Origin of the sequence: Endozoicomonas sp. G2_2 (assembly GCF_017744135.1) — a bacterium.
Taxonomy (GTDB): domain Bacteria; phylum Pseudomonadota; class Gammaproteobacteria; order Nevskiales; family Salinisphaeraceae; genus Salinisphaera.
This window is the reverse complement of the sequence record NZ_JAGHQU010000005.1, coordinates 237,858-259,224: the sequence shown is the minus strand read 5'-3', so window position 1 is coordinate 259,224 and position 21,367 is coordinate 237,858. Positions and strand designations below refer to the sequence as shown.

Here is a 21,367-nt window from a genome sequence, read left to right as displayed (position 1 = left end):
TATGACCATCGAGCTTAGCACGCAGATCGGCGTGCCAAGCACTGGGAAGGCGTTCGATGCCCCACGATTCCACCGCCACAGATCACGTCAGCCAGCGCGTCGTCACGCTGGCGATCGAACACGTGAGCCCCGGCCCGAGTCAGGCCCGTACGGCGTTCGACGAGGCCGGCCTGGCCGAGCTCGCGGCATCGATCGCCACGTCCGGCATCATCCAGCCCGTGGTGGTGCGCGGCGATGCGGCGGCGGGCTATCAACTGCTCGCCGGCGAACGTCGCTGGCGCGCCGCGCAGCGGGCCGGGCTCACCGAGCTGCCGGCGATCGTCCGCAACGACCTCGGCGCGGCCGAGGCGGCGGTGCTGGGGCTGATCGAGAACCTGCAACGCGAGTCGCTCGGGGTCATGGATACGGCGCACGGACTGGCCCGGCTCTGCGACGAACACGGCCTCACCCACGATGCCGTCGCCCGACGGATCGGCAAGTCGCGGGTGTACGTCACCAATTATCTGCGGCTGCGTCAGCTCGCGGCACCGGTGCAAAGACGACTGGATGCGGGCGAACTCAATCTGGGCCACGCCAAGGTGCTGGCCGGGTTCGGTGCCGCGCGCCAGATCGAGCTGGCGCGTCTGGCGGCCACGCGGGGCATGAGCGTGCGTCAGCTGGAAGCGGCGGCGCGCAAACTGGATGCCGACGACACGCCGGGGGCAGCGACCGTCGACCACGGCATGGCGGAACTGGAAGGCCAGCTCGCGGATCTGGTCGGCAACGCGGTCAGAATCGACTATGACGCAGATCGCCGTCGCGGCGAGCTGCGGATCGCCTTTCACGATCTCGACGAATTCGACGGCCTTCTGGCCCGGCTGGGCTATGCCGGCGACTGAATCGGCCGGCGCGCGGACGATCGCCTAGCGGCGAGGCCCGTTGCCGGAGGGCCCGCGCGTCTTCTTCACCGCGCCCATCAGGCCGCAACCGATAATCACGGCCGCACCGACGCCAATCCAGACCGGCGGCACGCTCAGCGCGTAGGCACCGTAGGCCAATGCACCGGCCACGATGATGATGCCAATCATGTAGACAGAAAAATTCGACATCGGCGTCGTTCCCTGAAAAGCGCTTTGCGCGTCTGTTTATTCGACCGTGGGCGTGTACAGCGGGCTTTCCTGGCGGCTGTAGTAACGCGCCAGCGCCTTGAGCTGGTCGTCGCTCATGCCCTGAACCTGGCCGGACATGATCGCGTTCTTGCGCTCGCCGTCGCGATAGGCCTTGAGGCTGTGCAGCAGGTAATCCTGATACTGACCGGCGAGGATCGGGAAATTCTCGGTCTGGGACACACCCTTCTTGCCGTGGCAGCTGGCACAGGTCTGGGCCGCCTGCGATACCCAATCGCTACCGGCCGGCTTGTCCTCTCCGGACTCGGCGGCCAGGGCGACGCTCGCCAGACAGCACAGCACCATAAGAATCAATCCACGCGTGAATGCATGCGTCATCGTTGCCAGCCCCGCCATTACGGCTTCTGCTGCGACAGGTATGCCGCAATGTCCTTGATGTCCTGATCACTCAGACTCGATGCCTGTGCGTGCATGGTCGAGTGCTTGCGTGCGCCACTGCGGTAGGCCTTGAGCGCGGACACGATGTAGGTCGCGTGCTGACCGGCCAGCTTGGGCACGTGATAGGTCGGGTAGGCGTTGCTGTATTCGGGAATGCCGTGGCAGCCCACGCAGGTATAGAAGCGCTCCTTGCCTGCGGCCGCATCCCCCGGTGCGTCGGCGTTGTCCCCGGACTGGGCAAACGCAGGGGCACTCACGAAGGCGCAACAGATCAAGGCCATCAGGGCCTTACGCCAACTTTGCATCATCAAACTCTCCCGGTGACAGCATGCGCCATGGAGCCCGGCGCAGCGATATGCTCTTGTAAAACCGCGCATGAGTCAATTCGCGGCACGCGCGTCAGTCGTCGGTTTCGTCGTCCTTGGCATAGGGAAACGAAGGCTCGACGACCTGCGCCATGCTGGCGCTGAGATTGAACCCGGAGCCGCCGTTCTCATGCCGGTCGCGGCCGAGATCCCGCTCGTCGAGCTGCAGCATGGCCAGGCTCGCGACCCCACCCGCGGGCCCGCCGGCGGGCCCGGACCAGACGCCGATACGCGGCTCGCCGCTGCCCGCGCGCGGCAAACCGCCGCCGTAGAGGCCGCGCAGCGGTTCGGGCATGAGCGCATCGGCACCGCGATCGAGCGGTGCCGTACTCAACTGGACGTCCAGCCAGCTGCGCCAGCGCCGTGCCGCCAAAGACTCCAACTGCCGAGCCGGCACCCGCGCCACGACACCACGGGCGAGCGCGGCCGCCGTATTCCGCCCGAACTGCACGAGGCCGCCCGAGCGTTCGCCGGCTTCGAACGCGAGCTTTTCCCTGGCGCTTCCCGGCGTCGGCATCTTCAGCGCGCCGTCGAAATGCGCGCGCAGCCGGACCGTTTCGCCGTACCCGCGCGGCGTGCTGCTCAACGCGACGGTAGCGGTGAGCCAGGGCTTGCCGCCGTAAGGGTTGGGCACGCGCAACTGGACCGTGGCGTCGTGGGCGCGCGCCGTGGATTCGTCACGGCCGGCCAGGCGACGTACGCGGCGACGGATGGTGTTGAACATGGATCAACCTGCGCCATCTAGACAATGGAAGGATTATAATGGCCTATTGGAAATACTCGCATGGCAGACACACAACGATTCAATATCAGCGGCCGCGTTCAAGGTGTCGGCTTTCGAGCCGCCACGCAGGACAAGGCACGCGAACTCGGCCTTGCGGGCTGGGTGCGCAACCTGCCGGACGGGCGCGTGGAAGCACGGGCCACGGGCACCGCTGATGCGCTCGAGGCCTTGCGCCTCTGGTTCGAGCACGGTGGCCCGTCCATCGCGCGTGTCGACCGCGTCGATACAACAACCGTCGAGGCCCGGGACGAACCGCCTCATCCCTTCACCGTACGCTGAGCCCCGCCCCGGCGGTTGCCGGCACAACGTCCAGACCGATGCCGATGAACGACTCCAACGACACCTATCTGCCCCGCTGGTTCTGGCTGGGCGTGCCGATCCTGCTCTACTTCGGGCATTACCTGGCGCGGGCATTCCTGAGCCATCCGGTATACGACGCCTGGCTGCGTCACGAAGCGGGGCTGACGGAATCGGGCACGGTGCTGCTGCTCGCACTCGCGCTCGCGGGCGGGCTGTATGTCACCCGCTGGGCGGTGCATACCGGCGACCGGCGACTGATGCTCTTCTTCGGCCTGTTCGCGCTCGGCTGTCTTTATTTCGGTGGCGAAGAGGCGAGCTGGGGCCAGCACTGGTTCGGCTGGGCCACGCCCGAGGAATGGCGCGCCCTGAACAATCAGGCCGAAACCAACCTGCACAACTCCAACGCGCTGGCCGGATCCCTGCTCGACCAGCTGCCGCGCAATCTGCTGGCCATCGCCATGCTCGTCGGCGGGGCGATTCTGCCGCTGGTGCGGCGCGCCCGCGGTGTCGTCTACGCGCCGGGCACGGTTCGCTACTGGATCATGCCGGGCATCGAGTGCGTGCCGATCGGCTTCATCGCGCCTCTGGCCTCGATCCCCGAGAAACTGTTCGAAGCGGCGTTCGATGAGGTGCCGTTTCCTTTCGATATCGATGCCGGCGAGGTCAAGGAACTGATGTTCGCCGTTTTCCTGGCGCTTTATATCGTTGCGGTGATCGCCCGCATCCGCCACCGACGCAACAATGTGCCTCAGGGCGGCTGACCGGCCGCCCCTTCGGCGCGCGAGTGCGGCAGAATACGCGGCGCCGGCGCATCGGGCGCGGACCATCGCGGCATGCCACACAAAGCACCCGACAAAAGAAAGGCCCGAATCGGGAGGGCAGCCGATCCGGGCCTGAAGAGTGATGCCGCCAGGGGGAGAGCGGCACCAGCATCGCAGCGCTATCGCTCGGGTAGCTTGCGCTGCGTTGGCGCAAAAACCGGTGAAGGGGGGACACCGATTCTGCGAATTCGGCGAGGCGTTGCGCCCCGCCGGCTTCGAGACGAATTATAGGCAAGCGCGATCGTGATTCCTAATTGCATTTCTTATTGCTATGGATAGCGATGCACTATACACACATTTTTATTTGCTCATACAGCCTTTTATAGCGACCGGGAGCCATCGATGAGCGCGTCACCCGCCCTCGACAACACGCCGACTGCGCGCGAAGCGACCAAGCGTCGGACCTTTGCCATCATTTCGCACCCCGACGCGGGCAAGACCACGCTCACCGAAAAACTGCTGTTGTTCGGCGGCGCGATTCAGCTCGCCGGCACGGTCAAGGGGCGCAAGGCGTCACGCCATGCCACCTCGGACTGGATGGCCATGGAGCAGTCGCGCGGCATTTCCGTGACCACCTCGGTGATGCAGTTTCCCTATAACGAGCGCATCGTCAATCTGCTCGACACCCCCGGTCACGAGGACTTTTCGGAAGACACCTACCGCACCCTCACGGCGGTCGACAGCGCGCTGATGGTCATCGATATCGCCAAGGGCGTGGAGCCGCGCACGATCAAGCTCATGGAGGTCTGCCGGCTGCGCACCACGCCGATCTTCACCTTCATCAACAAGATGGACCGCGAAGGCCGCCCGCCGCTGGAAGTGCTCGACGAGATCGAGGACGTGCTGGGCATCGCCTGTGCGCCGATCACCTGGCCGATCGGCATGGGCGGGCAGTTCAAGGGCGTTTATCACCTGCTCGAAGACAAGGTTCATCTCTACGAGGGCTCCGACAACGAGGCCGGCGGCAAGACCGTCACCATGGACGGCCTCGACGATCCGCGCCTCAAGGAGATTGCCGGCATCTTCTACGACGATCTGCTCGAGGAAATCGAACTCGTGCGCGAGGCGGGCGTGGATTTCGACCTGGAGATGTACCGCGCCGGCGAACTCACGCCGGTGTTCTTCGGCTCCGCGGTCAATAATTTCGGCATTCGCCCGCTGCTGGACGCCTTTGTCGAATGGGCGCCCGCCCCGCTGCCGCGCCCGACCACCAGCCGCGAGGTCGAGCCCGCCGAAGAACCGCTGTCGGGCTTCGTGTTCAAGATCCAGGCAAACATGGACCCGCAGCATCGCGACCGTATCGCCTTCATGCGCGTGTGTAGCGGGCACTACGCCAAGGGCATGAAGATGCAGCACCTGCGGGCCGGCAAGGAGATCCGCGTCAACGATGCGATCACCTTCATGGCCAATCGGCGCGAGGCCGCGGAAACGGCCTGGCCCGGCGACATCATCGGCATCCACAACCACGGCACCATCGCCATCGGCGACTGCTTTTCACAGGGCGAGGATCTGCAGTTCACCGGCATCCCCAACTTCGCGCCCGAGCTGTTCCAGCGCGTCGTGCTGCGCGACCCGCTCAAGGCCAAGGCACTGCACAAGGGCCTCGATCAGCTTTGCGAGGAAGGCGCCACCCAGGTGTTTCGCCCGATCAACAACAACGACGTGATCCTCGGCGCGGTCGGCGTGCTGCAGTTTGACGTGGTCGCCGAGCGGCTCAAGAACGAGTACGGCGTGAAAGCCACCTTCGAGCCGATCAACGTGCATACCGCGCGCTGGATCTACGGCGACGACCGCGAGATCCGGCGTTTTCGCGACCGCATGGACGACGGCGTCGCCGAAGATCACGGCGGCGCGCTGGTCTATCTCGCGCCTACCCGCGTGAAGCTGCAGCTCACCGAGGAACGCTGGCCCGACATCACCTTCGCCAACACCCGCGAGTACAACGCGGGCTAGGGGCTGTTGTCGTTTCATACGAGTCCGTGCCAAGCGCTGTTTTGCGGCAAAACAAGGCGTAGCGCGCGCCGCGCAGTCAGTCTGCGCAAGCGTGCTAGAACGCTGGATTGCCGCAAAACAGCGCTTGTCCCATAGGGTTGGGCCGCAAATCGCGTGCTACGGCGTTGCAAGTCTTGATCGTGGCACGCCACGACCGGCGGCTCGCGCCTTGCAGCACACGATTTGCGGTCTCCAACACGGCGCTCGGATGAAACGGCAACAGCCCCTAATTGTCGCGCGCGCTCACCAGCCGGATGTCGGCGCGTGCCAGCAGCTCCGCCTCGCGATCGAGATCGGCCTGGGTGAGCGGGCGCTCGGCAAGCCAGTCGCTGTCGCAGACCAGGCGAATCTCGCGCTTGCCCACGCGCAGCCGTACCGGCGGCGCGAGGTTCGGGTCCCGGCCACGATGCAGGATCACCGCCAGACGCAGCACGATGACCAATTGGCGTGCGAGTGCGCGCCAGTCGGCGGGTAGCGCCTCGATCAGGTCGGCCCGAAAGCGACCACGATGCAGACGCACGAGCGTGGCCAGCAGCGCCTGATCGGTGCGCGAAAAGCCCTGCAGGTCGGCGTTACGCAGGATGTACTCGCCGTGTTTGTGATAGCCCTTGTGGGAAATGGCCAGCCCGATCTCGTGCAACAGGGCCGCCCAGCGCAGCAGGCGCAGCGCCATGCCGCTGGCATGGGCGTCCGACTTGTCGTCGGCGTAATCCCCCAGCAGGCGCATGGCGGTGCTCGCAACCCGTTCGGCCTGGGCATGGTCGACGTCGTAGCGATCGAGCGCGGCCATCACGCCGTTCTCGCGCGCATCACGGTCGTGCAGCCGCCCCAGCAGATCGGCGACCACGCCCTCGCGCAGCGCCTTGTCGGACACACGCATGGCGTCGATGCCCAGACTTTCGAAGATGCCGGTCAACACCGCCAGGCCACCGGGGAAGATCGCCTTGCGCTCGTCGGACACGCCCGGCAGGTCGAGCTTGTCGACCCGCCCCGCCTTCACGATTGCGCGCCCGAGCGACTTCAATCCGTCGGGGGTGATGGTTTCCTCGGCGCTCTGTGCGCCGGTCGCACGCAGGATGGATTTCACGCTGCCGGAGGCGCCGATGGCGATATCCCAACCCGCATCGCGATAGGCGCGGGCGATGGGTTCGAGGGTCAGGCGCGCATCGGTGACGGCGGCCTGCCAGCTCTTGCGGGTGATCTTGCCACCGGCAAAGAAGCGCCCCATCTGCACCACCGCGCCCAGCGAAATGCTTTCGACGAGTCGCGGCGCCCCCAGCTCGCCGATGATCAGCTCCGTGGAACCGCCGCCGATATCGATGACAAGACGCCGCGGCTGTTCGCGGCCCAGGTCCTGAATCACGCCGCCGTAGATCAGCCGCGCCTCTTCGGCGCCGTAGATCACCTCCACCGGATGGCCGAGCGCTTCGCTGGCGCGCGCCATGAAGGTATCGGCATCGCGCGCGCGGCGCAGGGTATTGGTGCCGACCGCGCGTACATGCCCGGGCGCCAGGCCGCGAAGACGCTGGCCGAACCGCTCGAGACAGGCCAGCGCGCGGTCGGCGGCATCCGGGTCGAGGGTACGATCGGCGGACAGACCGGCGGCCAGCCGCACCGACTCCTTGAGGCGATCGACCACGTGCAACTTGCCGCCATCGGCACGGACCACGATCATGTGGAAGCTATTGGAGCCGAGATCGACGGCGGCGACGGTTTGTGGCGCCGCCTGAGTGGCGCGATTGGGCTGACTGTTGCTCATGGCCAATGCCTAAGCCAACGGGACGCCGCGCCGATATATGAATTCATGAACGGGGGCATGCGCGTGCACTTGAGAATTGCGAAGGCGATTATGTCGCAATGCCGCGCGCGGCTGCACCTGTCGTCGTTATCGCTCGTGCTCATGCTTTTGCTGCTCGCCGGCTGTGCGGGTCAGCCGACCTATCAGCGCACGAGCGGGGTGCCCTACGCCGGCACGGGCCACGGCAGCGACCATTCGGCCGTCTCGGACGCGCTCTACGACTATTACCATCAGTGGCGCGGCGTGCCCTACCGCTATGGCGGCGTGGACCGCTCCGGCATCGACTGCTCGAGTTTCGTGCGCCAGACGATGAGCGATCTTAAATCGCTCAACCTGCCGCGCACGACCAGCGCCCAGGCGCTGGCCGGCCAGCCCGTGCCGCCCGGCAATCTGTCACCGGGCGATCTGGTCTTCTTCAAGACCGGCTATCGCAGCAAGCACGTCGGCATCTATGTCGGCGACGGGCGCTTCATGCACGCCTCGACCAGCCGCGGGGTGACCATGTCGCGACTGGACAACGTCTACTGGCAGCGCCACTACTGGCAGTCCCGTCGGCTGAACACACGCACGAATTAGGGCCTGTTAACGCGTGGCGGCTGACGATCGATGACCGATTCCCACCCCAAGCGGTCGCTGCGCCAGCGGCTGCACAACGTCATTTTCGGCACCGAGTCGACCGCCGGGCGCACCTTCGACATCCTGCTGCTACTCGTGATCGCCGCGAGCGTGATCAACCTCATGCTCATTTCCGTGGCCGCCATCGAGGCCCGGCTCGGCCCGCAGCTGTCCACGCTCGAATGGGTCTTCACGATCGTGTTCTCCCTCGAGTACGCGACCCGCGTCTATGCGGCAGAGAATCGCTGGCACTATATCCGCAGCTTCTGGGGTCTGATCGACCTCGCGGCCATCCTGCCGATGTATCTGGCGCCGGTGATTCCGGACGCACATTACTTCGTGGCCGTGCGCTCACTGCGCATCGTGCGCATGTTCCGCGTGTTCAAGCTTGCCAACTACGCCAACGATCTCTACACGCTGCGCCGCTCGCTGATGCAGGCGCAACGCAAGCTGCAGATCTTTCTCGGCATACTCACGCTGTTCGTGACCATTCTGGGAGCGATCATGTACGTGGTCGAAGGCCCGGAACATGGCTTCACCAGCATCCCACGCGCCATTTACTGGGCCGTGGTCACGATCACGACCGTCGGCTATGGCGATATTTCGCCCACCACGCCGGTGGGCCAGACCATCGCCGGCATCGCGATCCTGATTGGCTATGGCGTGCTCGCCGTGACCACCGGCGTGATCACCGCCGAACTGACCACCGAAATCAGCACCCAGCGCGGCTCGGCGCAATGCCCGCACTGCGAGCGCTTCGGCCACGAGAAGGATGCCGACTACTGCAAGTTCTGCGGCGGCGACCTCGATGGCGACCCCGACGAGGAGCCACCCGAAGACGAGGATCAGGCCAAGGCCCGCGAAAAACTCGACTGAGCATTCAGGCCGACGCTGCGATGCCTCCCCGCCGCGCAGCGCGGCGCCCCGAGTGCGCTTGCATACGCGGGTCCGACGTCGCGCCGCCGGGCAGGCCTCAGGCCATGTTGCCGGCGGATCGCGCAACGCCCCTGAGCGCACGGCGACCCATCACGAGGCCCCGCCGTAACGCGCGATGCGCATAAAAAAAGCCCGCTGCAAATGCAGCGGGCTTCGCGGTGGCATGCGCCAGCTTGCGATCAGGCCGGCACGGGCTCCGAGCGCGCCTGTTCGATCAGACGGTGCGATACCGACCGACGCAGCATTTCCTGCGCGCGCTCGATCGCGCGATCCAGACCTTCGTGGCGAATCTTGAACTTCGCGTAGGCACGCGCCTTGAGCTGTTCCGCGCTGGGCAGATCCGGCAGTTCGATTTCGGCCAGATAGGCTTCGGCTGCGTCCCACTTGGTACGTGCATGCGAACGCAGATCGTCGAGCACATGGCTGCCTTCCCAGCGCGCACGGATATTGCGGCTGATGCGATCGGCCGAGAAGCCTTCCGCGATGTAGACCGCGCACTTGTCGATGATCTTCTGCGTCGGCGCCTTTTCGTTGGCAAGAATGGTCTGCGGCGGCTGGCGCAGGTCCCAGACCAAGCCCAGCTTTTCGAGGCCCAGCAGCAGGTAGTAGGTGGTGTCGATCTCCCACCAGAAGAACCCGTTGCGCGCGGCGGCCGGATAGTAGTGATGGTTATTGTGCCAACCCTCACCCATGGTCAGCAGCGCCAGGAACCAGTTGTTGCGCGAATCGTCGCCGGTCAGATAACGCTGACGGCCGATCATGTGGTTGAGCGAGTTCACCGTGAACGTCGCGTGATAGACCAGCACGGTGGAGAGCACGAAGCCCGAGACCAGACCGGCCCAGCCACCGACGAGGAAGCACAGCGCCGCGACGATCAGACCCGGCGTGAACTGGTGACGCTCGATCCAGCGGATTTCCGGATACTTGGAGAAATCCTTGATGAGATCCAGGTCCGCGTGCGAGCGCGCTTCGCGATAGACCCAGCCCACATGCGCATCCAGCACGCCGTACTGGCGCGGCGAGTGCGCGTCGGCCGGCATGTCGGAATCGCGGTGATGCTCGCGGTGCTTGGCGGCCCACCAGAGCGGCCCGCGCTGCAGCGCGGCAGAGCCGATGAAGGCCATCACGAACTGGAAACCGCGGCTGGTCTTGTAGCCACGATGCGAGAAATAGCGATGGTAACCCCCGGTGATGGCGAACACGCGGGCGATATAGAGGCCCACGCAGATCGCGATCGAGGTCGCGGTGAAGCCGGTCCACCAGATACCGATCAGCGCCACGTGCAACAGCGCGAACGGAATGAATTCGACCCAGTTGAAGTGGTCGTCCATCTCTGGATTGGCCGGGTATTTCCTTTCTGCGGTCATCGGCTGGTCAGCCCTCACGAGGTTACGGTGTTTCGCTGCAGTGCACAACTGTTCACTGCGCCAAAAAAGTATGCGGCAGGTCCGATCGCTTTTCAAGAAAGACCATGCCGGGAAATACAGGCAACAGCTGTGCCTGTTCCTGCGATTGGACGCCCTGTTACGACAGTCGTTCCGCCGCGGACGCAGTGGCTTCAGTCGAGCGCCGCGAAATCAAAGAGTTCGCGATCGGCCATCTGCGACGGCGCGATGCGCGTAATGGAACGAAAGATGCGCTCGCTGCGCCCCGGATCGGTGCGCTCCCATTCGGCGAGCATGGCCTTGATGTTCTGGCGCTGCAGATTGGCCTGCGAACCGCACAGATTGCAGGGAATGATCGGATACTGTTCCAGCCGCGCGTATTTCTCGATGTCGCGCTCGCTGCAATACGCCAGCGGGCGGATCACGACATTGTCGCCGTCGTCGGAGCGCAGCTTCGGCGGCATCGCCGCCATGCGCGCGCCGTGGAACATGTTCAGAAACATCGTCTCGATCATGTCGTCGCGATGGTGGCCCAGCGCGATGCGGTTGAAGCCGTTCTCTCGCGCATAGCGGTACAGAATGCCGCGGCGCAGACGCGAGCACAGCCCGCACATGGTCGCGCCTTCGGGCACCTTTTCGGTGACCACACTATATGTGTCGCGTTCGAGAATTTCGTAGTCGACGCCGAGGCCGTCCAGATACTGCGGCAGGATGTGCTCGGGAAAGCCCGGCTGCTTCTGATCGAGGTTGACCGCCCGAAGCTCGAAGCGCACCGGCGCCACGCTCTGTAGATAGCGCAGCATGTCGAGCATGGTGTAGCTGTCCTTGCCGCCGGACAGACAGACCATGATGCGATCGCCGTCGCGGATCATGTCGTAGTCGGTCACGGCCTGGCCGGTCAGCCGCTTCAGTCGCTTGGCAAGCTTGTTCGCGCCGACGGAACCCGGCGTCAGGCCGGCCGGTGGGCGGGTATCGAGAACCGGAATATCGGACATGTGCGCCACGCTGGCAGGGATTGCGGTGAATCGAAAACGAGCGCCATTGTACCGAGGCGCGAAAACGCCGACAGCCGCGGCATGCGCCTCATTACACGCGGGCGAGCAGCGACTGCATCACACGTCGGCTTTCGGCAACGTAGTGACCGCCGAACAGACGCGCGTGGTTGAGCAGGTGATAGAGCTGGTAGAGCGGACGCCGTACATACCGATAGCCCGGGCTCATCGGCCAGGCCCCCCAGTAGGCTTCGAAGAACAGCGGCGAGAAACCGCCGAACAGCTCGGCCATCGCGAGATCGGTCTCGCGGTCGCCGTAGTAGACGGCCGGGTCGTAGAGCACCGGCGTGCCCGCCTCGTCCATGGCCACGTTGCCGCCCCACAGGTCGCCGTGCACCAGCGACGGCTCGGGGCGATGCCCGGCCAGTAGTTCATCGAGCACGGCAAGCAGCGCGTCGCCGTCACGCCCGAGGCCGGGATGGATGGGTGCGAGCGCGTCGAGCATGGCCGCGAGCCGGTTCTCGCGCCAGAACTCCAGCCAGTGCGGGTGTCGGGCGTTGGGCTGGGCGCTCGAACCGATGGTGTTGTCGCGATCCCAGCCGTAGCGCGCGGCCACAATGCCGTGCATGTCGGCCAGGGCTTCGCCCAGGCGCGTCATCGCCGCGGGCGCGAGCGGCTGCAGGGCGATGTATTCGAGTACGAGAAAGGCATGTGCCCCGACGGTACCGTGGGTGACGACCCGCGGGACGCGCAGTCCGACCGCCTGCCCGAGTTCGGCCAGCCCGGCGGCCTCGGCCTCGAACATGGCGTGACGATCGGCCCGATTGAGCTTGAGAAAGAAACGCTGGCGCGCATCGCCCAGCCGATATGCACTATTGATGGAACCGCCGCCGACCCGCGTACGGTGCCCGCTTGCGAACCTGCGGCCGGTGGTGCGGGCGATGGCGGCATCGATCCCTTCCCAGTCGATCACGAGCCGGACAGTCCCAGCCGGCCGCGCAGCCGGTCGCCCACGCCGAGGCGATCGCAGATCGCGGCCAACGCATCGTGATCGGGGCTACGGCGAGCCACGTCGCGCTGATCGGCATCGAGTTCGATATCCGTCACGATCGTGGCGAGCCGGCGCGACAATCGCGCCTGATCGGCGTGCGCCTCGAGCTTGCCCGCGAGCGATTTCGCCCCGCGCAGGCCGCTGGCGGCCACGCCGGCCAGATCGGCGAGTAACGCGTCGATGCCGTCGAAACGCTGCAGCAGCGCGGCGGCGGTTTTCGCACCGATGCCCGGCACGCCCGGGATGTTGTCCACCGTATCGCCGACCAGCGCGAGATAATCGGCAATCAATCGCGGGGGCACGCCGAACTTCGCCTCGATCGCGGCCGTGTCGTAGCGCGTCTCGCGCCCGTAATCCCAGAGAATGTCGTCGGCGCCCATGATCTGGGCGAGATCCTTGTCGGACGTGACAATCGTTACCGGCGACGTGGTCGAGGCCGCGAGCGTGCCGATCAGGTCATCCGCTTCGTAGACCGGGCTGGATAATGTGGGCACGCCCAGGGATTCGGTGATCTCGCGACACGCCGCGATCTGGTCCACCAGCGCCTGTGGCGGCAGCTCGCGGTTGGCCTTGTAGTCGGCATAAAGCGCGTTGCGAAACGAGCTGACCAGCGACTCGTCGAAAGCGGCCGCGATTTCGGGGTCGGCATCGGCGTCGAGCAGCTGTGCGAGGAAGGTCGCATAGCCGTAGACGGCATTCAGCGGCTGCTCATCGCGCCCGGTCAGACTCGAGGGCAGCGAGTGGAAGGCCCGGAAGATATAGACACTGGCGTCCACGAGCAGCATGGCGCTAGTGTACTGCACCGCTGACCGCGTTCGGGTGCCGGCACCGCCGATTGTCATGCCCCGTACCGATTTCATTCCCGGAGGAAACCGATCATGAGCCGATATCTTACCCGCGCCAGCACGCTCCTGCTGGCCGGTTTGCTGGGCGTGGCGGCCACCGCTGCCCAGGCCGACACGACGCTGACCTATCAGGGCGCCAGCGGCGAGTTCACCGTCGACATGAAACCCGGCGCCGTGCGCATCGACGACGCGACGCGCCAGTGGCAGCTCTATGAAGAGTCGTCCGAAGCGATCTTCTCGATCGACCCGTCGGATCGCAGCTACACGCGGCTGGATCGCAACACCGCCAGTGCGATACGCGAACGCGTCGACGCCCTGCGCGCCCAGATCGAGTCGCGGGTACAGCAGCTGCCCGAAGGTCAGCAGGCCACCGCCCGCGCTGCCATGCTCCAGTCCGTACCCGGCCTGGACACGAGCGCCCAGAAAGTCGGCCTCGACCGTACCGGCCGCGAGGACAGCGTGGCCGGCGTACCCTGCGAGGTCGTCCAGGTCGTGCGCGACGGCAAGCCGGCGGAAACGCTGTGTATTGCCAGCCCCGACGCGCTGGGTATGTCCAAGCAGACCTTCGCCAGCGTGAAGTCGATGTTCTCCCTCATGCAGACCATGCTCGCCGGCACCGGTTTCGAGACCGCGGGCCTGCCCTATTTGAGCCTGTCCGGCATGCCGGTTCGCTTCACCGACACCAATTCCGGCGAGCGCCGTCAGCTGTCCAACGTGGCCCACGATTCGCTGCCCGAAAAGCGTTTCACCATCCCCGATGGCTATATCGAAACCGCGATCACGCAGCCTGGCGGCTAGGGGCGTGCCACAGCGCCGCCTGCTACGAAAGCCGTATGGTTTCGGTTAGACTGCCTGAGGGTTGATCCGGCCTGCGGCCCGAAGGGGGCTATGGCGCGCCTCGCGCCGACCATGCTGCCGCGCCGGATGTTCATCGCAATCAAACAAGGGAAAACATGAGCGTAACTATCGCAGTCCCGAAAGAGACGGCCAGCGGCGAAACACGCGTCGCCATGGTGCCGAAGGTGGCCGACAAGCTGGCCAAGCTGAACGTCGATCTCACCATCGAGAACGGTGCCGGCGAAGGCAGCCGTATTCCGGATGACTCCTTCAAGGACCCGATCAAGCTCAGCGACAAGCCGGGCGATATTTTCGGCGCCGACGTGGTGCTGGCCGTCAATGCACCGAGCGCCAAGGCGATCGGCAAGATGAAGCAGGGCTCGGTGCTGGTCAGCTTCGTGCAGGCGCACAATAACCCGGACGTGGTGAAAGCGCTCAACAAGGCCGGCGTGACCTCTTTCGCCATGGAATTGGTGCCGCGCATCACCCGTGCGCAGTCGATGGACGCGCTGTCTTCCCAGGCCTCGGCCGCCGGCTACAAGGCCGCGCTCATGGCTGCCAATTCGCTGGAACGCTTCCTGCCCATGCTGACCACCGCCGCGGGCACCATCCGCCCGGCCAAGGTGCTGGTCATCGGTGCCGGCGTGGCCGGCCTGCAGGCGATCGCCACGGCCAAGCGTCTCGGCGCCAAGGTGTTCGCCTACGACGTGCGTACCGACACCAAGGAACAGGTCGAATCACTCGGCGCGGACTTCCTCATGGCCGAAGGCGTCAAGGCCGAGGCCGAGGGCGGCTACGCGCGCGAGCTGACTGACGAGGAAAAGAAGAAACAGCAGGACATGCTGGCCAAGAACATGGCCGATGCCGACGCGGTGATTACCACGGCTGCCGTGCCCGGCCGGCCGGCGCCCAAGATCATCTCCACCGAGATGGTCGACGCCATGAAGCCGGGCTCCGTGATCATCGATCTCGGCGCTTCGGGCGGCGGCAACTGCGAGTTGACCAAGCCCGACGAGACCGTGACCCACGGCAGCGTGACCATCTACGGGCCGTCGAACGTGCCGGCACTGCTCGCCGAGCATTCCAGTGAGATGTATGCCCAGAACCTGTTCAACTTCCTGCAGCTCATCGTGGTGCCGGAAGAAGGTCAGGAAGACGCCAAGCCGGCGGACAAGCAGCACAAGCTGGAAATCAACTGGGACGACGAGATCCTGGCCAAGTCCGCGCTGACGCACGACGGCGAAACGGTCAACGAAGCCGCCAAGGAAGCCCTCGGCGACAAGGCCTAGGCCTTGCGTACGCGGCGCAAATTTTTCCGGGAGAAAAGACAGTGATCACAGGTTTTGTCGCACTCTATATCTTCATGCTCGCGGCCTTTACCGGCTACGAGATCATCGGCCGGGTTCCGGCCATTCTGCATACCCCGCTCATGTCGGGTTCCAACTTCGTGCACGGCATCGTGCTCGTGGGCGCCATGGTCGCACTTGGCCATGCCGAAGGTTTCTGGGAAACGCTGATCGGTTTCATCGGCGTGATCCTCGCGGCCGGCAACGCCGTGGGTGGTTACGTGGTGACCGCGCGCATGCTCGAAATGTTCAAGTCCTCCAAGGACTGATCACGCCCCGACCGCGAATACCGATTACACGAAAGGGTTACCGAATATGAGTTTCTGGGAATTCACCGTAGACGCGAGCTATTTCATCGCGGCCGTACTGTTCATCATCGGCCTCAAGCGCATGGGCTCGCCCAAGACCGCGACAAGCGGCATCAAGTGGGCCGGCATCGGCATGGTGCTGGCCACCGTGGTCACGCTCTGGCATCCGATGATGGATGCCGGCTTTTTCCGCTATGTGTTGATCCTGCTTGCGATCGGCATTGGTGGTGCGGGCGCCTGGTATTCCGGCAAGAAGGTCGAAATGACCGGTATGCCGCAGATGGTTGCGCTCTATAACGGCATGGGCGGCGGCGCAGCAGCCGCGATCGCGCTCATCGAGATGTACTCCGGGCGCGCCTTCGATCACGGCACGACCGTGCTCATTCTCGCCGTGCTCGGCGCCCTGATCGGTGGCGTGTCCTTCTCCGGCTCGCTCATCGCCTGGGCCAAGCTCGAAGGCAAGATGAGCAAGACCATCCGTCTGCCGGCGCAGCAGGCCATCAACGGCGGCGTGGCGCTGGTCACGGTGCTGCTCGCGATCTGGATCATTTTCTCCACCGGCAGCGCGCCGGTTCTGGTCACGATCTTCTTCGTGCTCTGCCTGGCCTTCGGCGTCCTGCTGACCAACCCGATCGGCGGCGCCGACATGCCGGTGGTCATCTCGATGTACAACGCCTTCACCGGCCTGGCCGTCGCGTTCGAGGGCTTCGTGCTCGGCAACGCGGCCATGATCATCGCCGGCACGGTGGTGGGTGCCGCCGGCACGCTGCTCACGCTGCTCATGGCCAATGGCATGAACCGCTCGATCTCGAACGTGCTGTTCGCCGGCTTCGGCGTGGACGACGGCAGCGAAGCCGACGGCCCGGAAGGCGAAATGAAATCGGTCGAGGCCTTCGACGCCGCCGCCTCGTTCGCCTACTCCGACAGCCTGATCATCGTTCCGGGCTACGGCCTGGCCGTGGCCCAGGCCCAGCACAAGCTCTGGGAGTTCGTGCAGATGCTCGAGAAGGAGCACGACGTGGACGTGAAGTTCGCCATCCATCCGGTGGCGGGCCGCATGCCGGGTCACATGAACGTGCTGCTGGCCGAGGCCGGCGTGCCCTACGACAAGATCTTCGATCTGGAAGAGATCAACGCCGAGTTCCCGACCGCGGACGCGGCCCTGGTCATCGGTGCGAACGACGTGGTCAACCCGGCCGCGCGTACCGACGAATCCAGCCCGATCTACGGCATGCCGATCCTCGACGTCGACAAGGCCCGCGAGGTCTATGTCGTCAAGCGCGGCAAGGGCACCGGCTTCTCGGGCGTACAGAACGCCCTGTTCTTCGGCGACAACACCCGCATGGTGTTCGGCGACGCGAAGCAGGTCTGTACCGATCTGGCCAACGGCCTCAAGCAGCTCTAGGGCTGTCGGGCCAAAGAGGAAAAAGCCGCCTGCGGGCGGCTTTTTTCGTTCGGCTCCCATATTCCGCGCTGAGCTCGACATCATGCACGAGATCGCTCCCCTGGCTGCGGCACTGGCCCGCTACCGGCCGCGTCGCTATCGCTGGCGGCACCGGCTCAAGCGGGCGGCGGTCGCGGTGATTCTGCGCGAAACCCGCCAGGGCGCCGAAGTGTTGCTCACCGTGCGCGCCCACCGCCCGGGCGACCCCTGGTCGGGCGACATGGCCTTTCCGGGCGGCCGCGTCGACGCCGCCGACGAGGCCAGCGCTTCCACGGCCGCCTGCCGGGAAACGGCCGAGGAAGTCGGGCTGACGATTTCTCGCGACGACGGCATCGGCCGCCTTGGCGATCGGCTGACGCTCGATCACCGCAGACGCGCGCCGATGGTGGTCTCCCCCTTCGTCTATCGACAGGCCCGCACGCACACGCCAACACTCAACCACGAAATCACGGCAACGCGCTGGCTGCCGCTGGCCTGGCTCGACGAACCGGACCAACGGCGCACGATGCACTGGCAAATCGGCCGCGTGCCGGTTCCCATGCCCTGCTACGACTGTGGCGACGGGCACCGACTCTGGGGCCTCACGCTCGCGATGCTCGACGAGCTCCGCGCACTGGCCTGAACGCACCCGTATCGTGCAGCCTGAGGTCCACAGTCGGCCGGGGCCGGGCCGGCCGCACGAGCATGGGGATGAGCCAAAGTTGTCCACATATGCACAACGTTCAAAAGATCGCGCGTCACCGGTTGCTGCATTGCAGCTTGAAGACAATAGAACGCAACTGACTGTTTTTAATATTTATTGTTAATTTATTTCAAGCCGTTTCGGTTCTTAGAAGAAAACTATGCTCGCTGCGGTGCAAAACCATCCACGATTTTATCCACAGGCTATAAGCCTTTGATCGAAGGCCGCGAAAGCCCGCCGATCCTGCGTGTCGCCGTGCCGGTTCCGCTGTACGGCGGCTTCGATTATCTCGACATCGGCGACGCCGCACCGACGCCGGTGGGCAGTCGCGTGCTCGTGCGTTTCGGGCGTCGTCGGCTGGTGGCGATCGTGATCGAGCACGCCCACGAAAGCGACGTCGCCGCCGCGCGCCTGCGCGCCATCGAAGCGGTTCTCGACGACGCGCCGGTGCTCGACGAGGAACTGCTCGGGCTGCTGCGCTGGGCCGCCCGCTACTATCACCACCCTGTCGGCGAAGCGCTTGCGACCGCCCTGCCCGTGGCCCTGCGGCGTACACGGATGGACCAGACGCCAAACCGCCACCGCGGCTGGCAGGCCGCCGCGAACGAGAGCGCGAACGAGCCCGCGGCCAACGCCACGCGCCAGCACGAATTGCTGGCCGCGATCCGCGCCACGCCGCATCCCACCGCTCATTCGCATCTGCTCGCGCGTTTCGGTTCCGTGCAGGCGCCGCTCAAGGCGCTCGAACGTCGCGGTCTGATCGAACCCGTCGACCTGCCCGGCGCCCTCGAGCATGGCGTCGCCGGCACCGCGCCCGCGCTCGGCGATGATCAGCAGGTGGCGGTCGATCATCTGTGCGCGCTCGGGGACGCATTCCACCCCGTTCTGCTCGAAGGCGTCACCGGCAGCGGCAAGACCGAAGTCTATTTCCAGCGCATGGCCCGCACCCTGGCCGCCGGCCGGCAGGTGCTGTTCCTCGCGCCGGAAATCGGCCTGACGCCGCAGCTCATCGAGCGCCTGCGCACGCGTTTCGACGCCGCCATCGGCGTACTTCACTCCCAGCGCAGCGAAGGCGAACGCGCGGATGTCTGGCGTGCGGCGCGCGCCGGCGATGCCGACATCGTGATCGGCACGCGCTCGGCCGTGTTCACGCCGCTGCCGCGGCTCGGGCTGATCGTCGTCGATGAAGAACACGACGGCTCCTACAAGCAGCAGGACGGTTTCCGCTATCACGCCCGCGATGTCGCCATGCGACGCGCCCAGCAGCGCGGCGTGCCGATCGTGCTGGGCAGTGCGACGCCGGCGCTGGAGAGCCTCCACAACGCCGAGCAGAAACGCTTTGCCCATCTGCAGCTGCCCCGGCGCGCCACCGGTGCGGCCATGCCGCCAATCCGGGTGATCGATATCCGCTCACGCCCGCTGCTCGGCGGTTTGTCCGACCCGATGCTCGCCCACGTGGAACGCCACCTCGCCGCCGGCAATCAGGTGATGATCTTCATCAACCGCCGCGGGTATGCGCCCGCCCTGTCCTGCCACGATTGCGGCTGGATCGCGCCCTGCGCGCGTTGCGACGCGCCGCTGACCCTGCACAGCGGCGGCGCGCGCCTGCAGTGCCATCACTGCGGCGCGAACGAGCCCGCGCCGCCTGCCTGTCCGAGCTGCGGCTCCAAACAGCTCGTCGCACTCGGCGCCGGCACCGAGCGCGTGGCGGGGGCGCTGCGCAGCCGGTTTCCGGATGTGCGCATCGCCCGTTTCGATCGCGACAGCATGGCGCGCAAGGGGCGGCTGGAATCGCAACTCGCGGACGTCGCCAGCGGCGCCACACAGCTGCTCGTAGGCACCCAGATGCTGGCCAAAGGGCACGATTTCGCGCGCCTGACCTGTGTGGGCGTGCTCGACGTGGACGGCGGCCTGTTCTCGGCCGATTTTCGTGCCGCCGAGCACATGGCGCAGCTGGTCACGCAGGTCGCCGGGCGTGCCGGACGCGGCGACCTGGCCGGCGAGGTCTGGCTGCAAACCCGCAACCCCGAGCACCCGCTGCTGCATCGCCTGCTCAGCGACGGCTATGACGGCTTTGCCCGCGCCGCACTGACGGAGCGGCGCGAAGCCGGGCTGCCGCCTTACGGGCATCTCGCCCTGCTGCGCGCCGAAGCACACGATATGCAGCCGCCACAGGCGTTTCTGGAACAGGCCGCGGCGACCATCAACGTCGACGAACATATCGCTTGCTGGGGCCCGGTTCCGGCCCCGATGCCGCGCCGCGCGGGCCGCTATCGCGCCCATCTGCTGTTGCACGCCACGCGGCGCGCGCGCCTGCACCCGGCGCTGGATCATTGGCAGCGCGTGCTCGCCGATCTGCCCGGCGCGCGCCGCGTACGCTGGTCGATCGATGTCGACCCGCAGGACCTGCTCTAGCGCGCACGAGCGCCGCAGTTGTGCGAGCCTGCGGTATTGGCAGGCCTATCGAACACGACCATGACAGAGACGATTGCCGGCAATCCGCGCGTTTCGCTGACTGGCTACGCCACGGCGAGCGCCTGGGCACATTTCGGCTTCGAACACGCCCAGTGGTTCAGCACCCTGCGCGGCCGCGCGCTGTTCTTGCCCATGCATCTGGGCTGTCGCGCGCTGCGAACCGTCGCACCGGCGCCGGGCGCGTTCACCGAGACGCTCTACTGGCGTCACTACTGGTTCTCCGAGTGGGCGAAAAGCCAAGCGCCGGGGCTGGCGATCGAGATCGGCGCGGGCCTGTCGACCCGCGGCATCGCCTACGCCCAGCGCCATGCCGACATGCACTGGGTGGACTACGACCTGCCCGACATGGTGCGCGCCCGCGAGAAAATGCTCGCGGCCCACGCGCTGCCGACGAACTACACGCTGGAAGCCGGCGATTTGCTCGCGCCGCATCTGGGCGCCGCACTCACCGCGCCGAACAACGCCCGCGTGATCGCGATGACCGAAGGCGTAACGGATTATCTCGACCGCGCCGAGAAACAACGCGCCTGGCAGGCGATTGCGTCACTGCTCAAGCGGCTCGGCGGCGGCCGCTATCTGCTGGAAGTCCACCCGCGCGATCGCATCGAGCGCTTCGGGCCGGCCGCCCACCTCGTACTCGACGCACTGCGTAGAATCAGCGGCCGGGACATGCTCGACCAGCTCTGTGCCGATACTGGCGAGGCCATCGCACTGCTCAAGTCCAGCGGCTTCGCCGACGCCCGGGTGTTGCCGGAGTCCGAACTGGCCGACGCCGGGCGCGCGCCGCCGCCCGCCGAGCGCGCTTTCGCTCTCATCGAGGCCGAGACATAGCCGGGTGTGACGCGCC

Annotated in this window: 22 protein-coding genes; 13 read left to right on the top strand and 9 right to left on the bottom strand. The window is 65.8% G+C overall.

Going from position 1 to position 21,367, the window contains the following annotated elements; genetic code table 11:
• Positions 1 to 56: 56 nt before the first annotated feature.
• Positions 57 to 878: a ParB/RepB/Spo0J family partition protein gene (locus J7355_RS08325; protein WP_209061601.1), complete on the top strand. Its 822-nt coding sequence runs from the start codon at positions 57 to 59 to the stop codon at positions 876 to 878.
• Positions 879 to 902: 24 nt separating this feature from the next.
• Here J7355_RS08325 and J7355_RS08320 read toward each other — a convergent pair whose 3' ends face one another.
• The 4 genes from J7355_RS08320 to J7355_RS08305 form a co-directional block, all read right to left on the bottom strand.
• On the bottom strand, positions 903 to 1,088 hold the full coding sequence (locus J7355_RS08320) for a hypothetical protein (protein ID WP_209061600.1): 186 nt from the start codon (positions 1,086 to 1,088) through the stop codon (positions 903 to 905).
• A gap of 36 nt (positions 1,089 to 1,124) precedes the next feature.
• Positions 1,125 to 1,484: a cytochrome c gene (locus tag J7355_RS08315; protein WP_209061599.1), complete on the bottom strand. Its 360-nt coding sequence runs from the start codon at positions 1,482 to 1,484 to the stop codon at positions 1,125 to 1,127.
• Positions 1,485 to 1,501: 17 nt separating this feature from the next.
• Complete coding sequence (locus J7355_RS08310; protein WP_209061597.1) at positions 1,502 to 1,849, bottom strand: cytochrome c; 348 nt, start codon at positions 1,847 to 1,849, stop codon at positions 1,502 to 1,504.
• A gap of 94 nt (positions 1,850 to 1,943) precedes the next feature.
• Positions 1,944 to 2,633 (bottom strand): hypothetical protein, encoded by a 690-nt coding sequence (locus J7355_RS08305; protein ID WP_209061595.1) that lies wholly within the window; start codon positions 2,631 to 2,633, stop codon positions 1,944 to 1,946.
• A gap of 60 nt (positions 2,634 to 2,693) precedes the next feature.
• Here J7355_RS08305 and J7355_RS08300 point away from each other — a divergent pair, with 60 nt between their 5' ends.
• The 3 genes from J7355_RS08300 (at position 2,694) to J7355_RS08290 (ending at position 5,767) form a co-directional block, all read left to right on the top strand.
• Positions 2,694 to 2,972, top strand: coding sequence for an acylphosphatase (locus J7355_RS08300; RefSeq protein WP_209061593.1), 279 nt, complete (start codon positions 2,694 to 2,696; stop codon positions 2,970 to 2,972).
• Between the two features lie 44 nt (positions 2,973 to 3,016).
• The gene (locus J7355_RS08295; protein WP_209061591.1) at positions 3,017 to 3,754 is read left to right on the top strand and encodes a hypothetical protein; all 738 of its coding nucleotides are present in this window, start codon (positions 3,017 to 3,019) and stop codon (positions 3,752 to 3,754) included.
• Positions 3,755 to 4,156: 402 nt separating this feature from the next.
• Entirely contained in the window at positions 4,157 to 5,767 is a 1,611-nt protein-coding gene (locus J7355_RS08290) for a peptide chain release factor 3 (RefSeq protein WP_209061589.1), read from the top strand.
• 265 nt (positions 5,768 to 6,032) lie between these two features.
• Here J7355_RS08290 and J7355_RS08285 read toward each other — a convergent pair whose 3' ends face one another.
• Positions 6,033 to 7,565 carry a Ppx/GppA phosphatase family protein gene (locus J7355_RS08285; RefSeq protein WP_209061587.1) on the bottom strand — a complete coding sequence of 511 codons (1,533 nt, stop codon included), beginning with the start codon at positions 7,563 to 7,565 and terminating at the stop codon, positions 6,033 to 6,035.
• 90 nt (positions 7,566 to 7,655) lie between these two features.
• Between J7355_RS08285 and J7355_RS08280 the strand changes: the two genes are divergently transcribed.
• Entirely contained in the window at positions 7,656 to 8,180 is a 525-nt protein-coding gene (locus J7355_RS08280) for an NlpC/P60 family protein (RefSeq protein ID WP_247739857.1), read from the top strand.
• Positions 8,181 to 8,210: 30 nt separating this feature from the next.
• The gene (locus tag J7355_RS08275; RefSeq protein WP_209061586.1) at positions 8,211 to 9,095 is read left to right on the top strand and encodes an ion transporter; all 885 of its coding nucleotides are present in this window, start codon (positions 8,211 to 8,213) and stop codon (positions 9,093 to 9,095) included.
• A gap of 239 nt (positions 9,096 to 9,334) precedes the next feature.
• Here J7355_RS08275 and J7355_RS08270 read toward each other — a convergent pair whose 3' ends face one another.
• From J7355_RS08270 to J7355_RS08255, 4 genes are all read right to left on the bottom strand, one after another.
• Positions 9,335 to 10,522, bottom strand: a complete 1,188-nt coding sequence (locus tag J7355_RS08270; protein WP_209061585.1) for an acyl-CoA desaturase — start codon at positions 10,520 to 10,522, stop codon at positions 9,335 to 9,337.
• A gap of 191 nt (positions 10,523 to 10,713) precedes the next feature.
• Complete coding sequence (gene ttcA, locus J7355_RS08265) at positions 10,714 to 11,535, bottom strand: tRNA 2-thiocytidine(32) synthetase TtcA (RefSeq protein ID WP_209061584.1); 822 nt, start codon at positions 11,533 to 11,535, stop codon at positions 10,714 to 10,716.
• Between the two features lie 91 nt (positions 11,536 to 11,626).
• Positions 11,627 to 12,505 (bottom strand): fructosamine kinase family protein, encoded by an 879-nt coding sequence (locus tag J7355_RS08260; RefSeq protein WP_209061583.1) that lies wholly within the window; start codon positions 12,503 to 12,505, stop codon positions 11,627 to 11,629.
• Complete coding sequence (locus tag J7355_RS08255; RefSeq protein ID WP_209061582.1) at positions 12,502 to 13,386, bottom strand: 5'-3' exonuclease H3TH domain-containing protein; 885 nt, start codon at positions 13,384 to 13,386, stop codon at positions 12,502 to 12,504. Before J7355_RS08255 ends, J7355_RS08260 begins: the two co-directional genes overlap by 4 nt.
• Before the next feature lie 75 nt (positions 13,387 to 13,461).
• Between J7355_RS08255 and J7355_RS08250 the strand changes: the two genes are divergently transcribed.
• From J7355_RS08250 to J7355_RS08220, 7 genes are all read left to right on the top strand, one after another.
• Entirely contained in the window at positions 13,462 to 14,226 is a 765-nt protein-coding gene (locus J7355_RS08250; protein WP_209061581.1) for a DUF4412 domain-containing protein, read from the top strand.
• 155 nt (positions 14,227 to 14,381) lie between these two features.
• Positions 14,382 to 15,554, top strand: coding sequence for a Re/Si-specific NAD(P)(+) transhydrogenase subunit alpha (locus J7355_RS08245; protein ID WP_209061580.1), 1,173 nt, complete (start codon positions 14,382 to 14,384; stop codon positions 15,552 to 15,554).
• Between the two features lie 41 nt (positions 15,555 to 15,595).
• Positions 15,596 to 15,880, top strand: a complete 285-nt coding sequence (locus J7355_RS08240) for an NAD(P) transhydrogenase subunit alpha (protein ID WP_209061579.1) — start codon at positions 15,596 to 15,598, stop codon at positions 15,878 to 15,880.
• 46 nt (positions 15,881 to 15,926) lie between these two features.
• Entirely contained in the window at positions 15,927 to 17,324 is a 1,398-nt protein-coding gene (locus J7355_RS08235) for an NAD(P)(+) transhydrogenase (Re/Si-specific) subunit beta (protein WP_209061577.1), read from the top strand.
• An 82-nt stretch (positions 17,325 to 17,406) separates the two neighbouring features.
• A complete protein-coding gene (locus tag J7355_RS08230; protein WP_209061574.1) occupies positions 17,407 to 17,985 on the top strand; it encodes a CoA pyrophosphatase in 579 nt (192 codons plus the stop codon).
• Between the two features lie 273 nt (positions 17,986 to 18,258).
• Positions 18,259 to 20,460 carry a primosomal protein N' gene (locus J7355_RS08225; protein WP_209061572.1) on the top strand — a complete coding sequence of 734 codons (2,202 nt, stop codon included), beginning with the start codon at positions 18,259 to 18,261 and terminating at the stop codon, positions 20,458 to 20,460.
• A 60-nt stretch (positions 20,461 to 20,520) separates the two neighbouring features.
• The gene (locus tag J7355_RS08220) at positions 20,521 to 21,351 is read left to right on the top strand and encodes a class I SAM-dependent methyltransferase (protein WP_209061570.1); all 831 of its coding nucleotides are present in this window, start codon (positions 20,521 to 20,523) and stop codon (positions 21,349 to 21,351) included.
• Positions 21,352 to 21,367: the final 16 nt, after the last annotated feature.

Bases quoted from the DNA above. Each gene is read 5' to 3' on its own strand.
- J7355_RS08270 (WP_209061585.1), bottom strand. From the start codon at position 10,522: ATGACCGCAGAAAGGAAATACCCGGCCAATCCAGAGATGGACGACCAC.
- J7355_RS08290 (WP_209061589.1), top strand. From the start codon at position 4,157: ATGAGCGCGTCACCCGCCCTCGACAACACGCCGACTGCGCGCGAAGCG.
- J7355_RS08320 (WP_209061600.1), bottom strand. From the start codon at position 1,088: ATGTCGAATTTTTCTGTCTACATGATTGGCATCATCATCGTGGCCGGT.
- J7355_RS08250 (WP_209061581.1), top strand. From the start codon at position 13,462: ATGAGCCGATATCTTACCCGCGCCAGCACGCTCCTGCTGGCCGGTTTG.
- J7355_RS08315 (WP_209061599.1), bottom strand. From the start codon at position 1,484: ATGACGCATGCATTCACGCGTGGATTGATTCTTATGGTGCTGTGCTGT.
- J7355_RS08235 (WP_209061577.1), top strand. From the start codon at position 15,927: ATGAGTTTCTGGGAATTCACCGTAGACGCGAGCTATTTCATCGCGGCC.
- J7355_RS08305 (WP_209061595.1), bottom strand. From the start codon at position 2,633: ATGTTCAACACCATCCGTCGCCGCGTACGTCGCCTGGCCGGCCGTGAC.
- J7355_RS08275 (WP_209061586.1), top strand. From the start codon at position 8,211: ATGACCGATTCCCACCCCAAGCGGTCGCTGCGCCAGCGGCTGCACAAC.
- J7355_RS08280 (WP_247739857.1), top strand. From the start codon at position 7,656: ATGTCGCAATGCCGCGCGCGGCTGCACCTGTCGTCGTTATCGCTCGTG.
- J7355_RS08220 (WP_209061570.1), top strand. From the start codon at position 20,521: ATGACAGAGACGATTGCCGGCAATCCGCGCGTTTCGCTGACTGGCTAC.
- J7355_RS08245 (WP_209061580.1), top strand. From the start codon at position 14,382: ATGAGCGTAACTATCGCAGTCCCGAAAGAGACGGCCAGCGGCGAAACA.
- J7355_RS08285 (WP_209061587.1), bottom strand. From the start codon at position 7,565: ATGAGCAACAGTCAGCCCAATCGCGCCACTCAGGCGGCGCCACAAACC.
- J7355_RS08310 (WP_209061597.1), bottom strand. From the start codon at position 1,849: ATGCAAAGTTGGCGTAAGGCCCTGATGGCCTTGATCTGTTGCGCCTTC.
- J7355_RS08295 (WP_209061591.1), top strand. From the start codon at position 3,017: ATGAACGACTCCAACGACACCTATCTGCCCCGCTGGTTCTGGCTGGGC.
- J7355_RS08300 (WP_209061593.1), top strand. From the start codon at position 2,694: ATGGCAGACACACAACGATTCAATATCAGCGGCCGCGTTCAAGGTGTC.
- J7355_RS08230 (WP_209061574.1), top strand. From the start codon at position 17,407: ATGCACGAGATCGCTCCCCTGGCTGCGGCACTGGCCCGCTACCGGCCG.
- ttcA (WP_209061584.1), bottom strand. From the start codon at position 11,535: ATGTCCGATATTCCGGTTCTCGATACCCGCCCACCGGCCGGCCTGACG.
- J7355_RS08325 (WP_209061601.1), top strand. From the start codon at position 57: ATGCCCCACGATTCCACCGCCACAGATCACGTCAGCCAGCGCGTCGTC.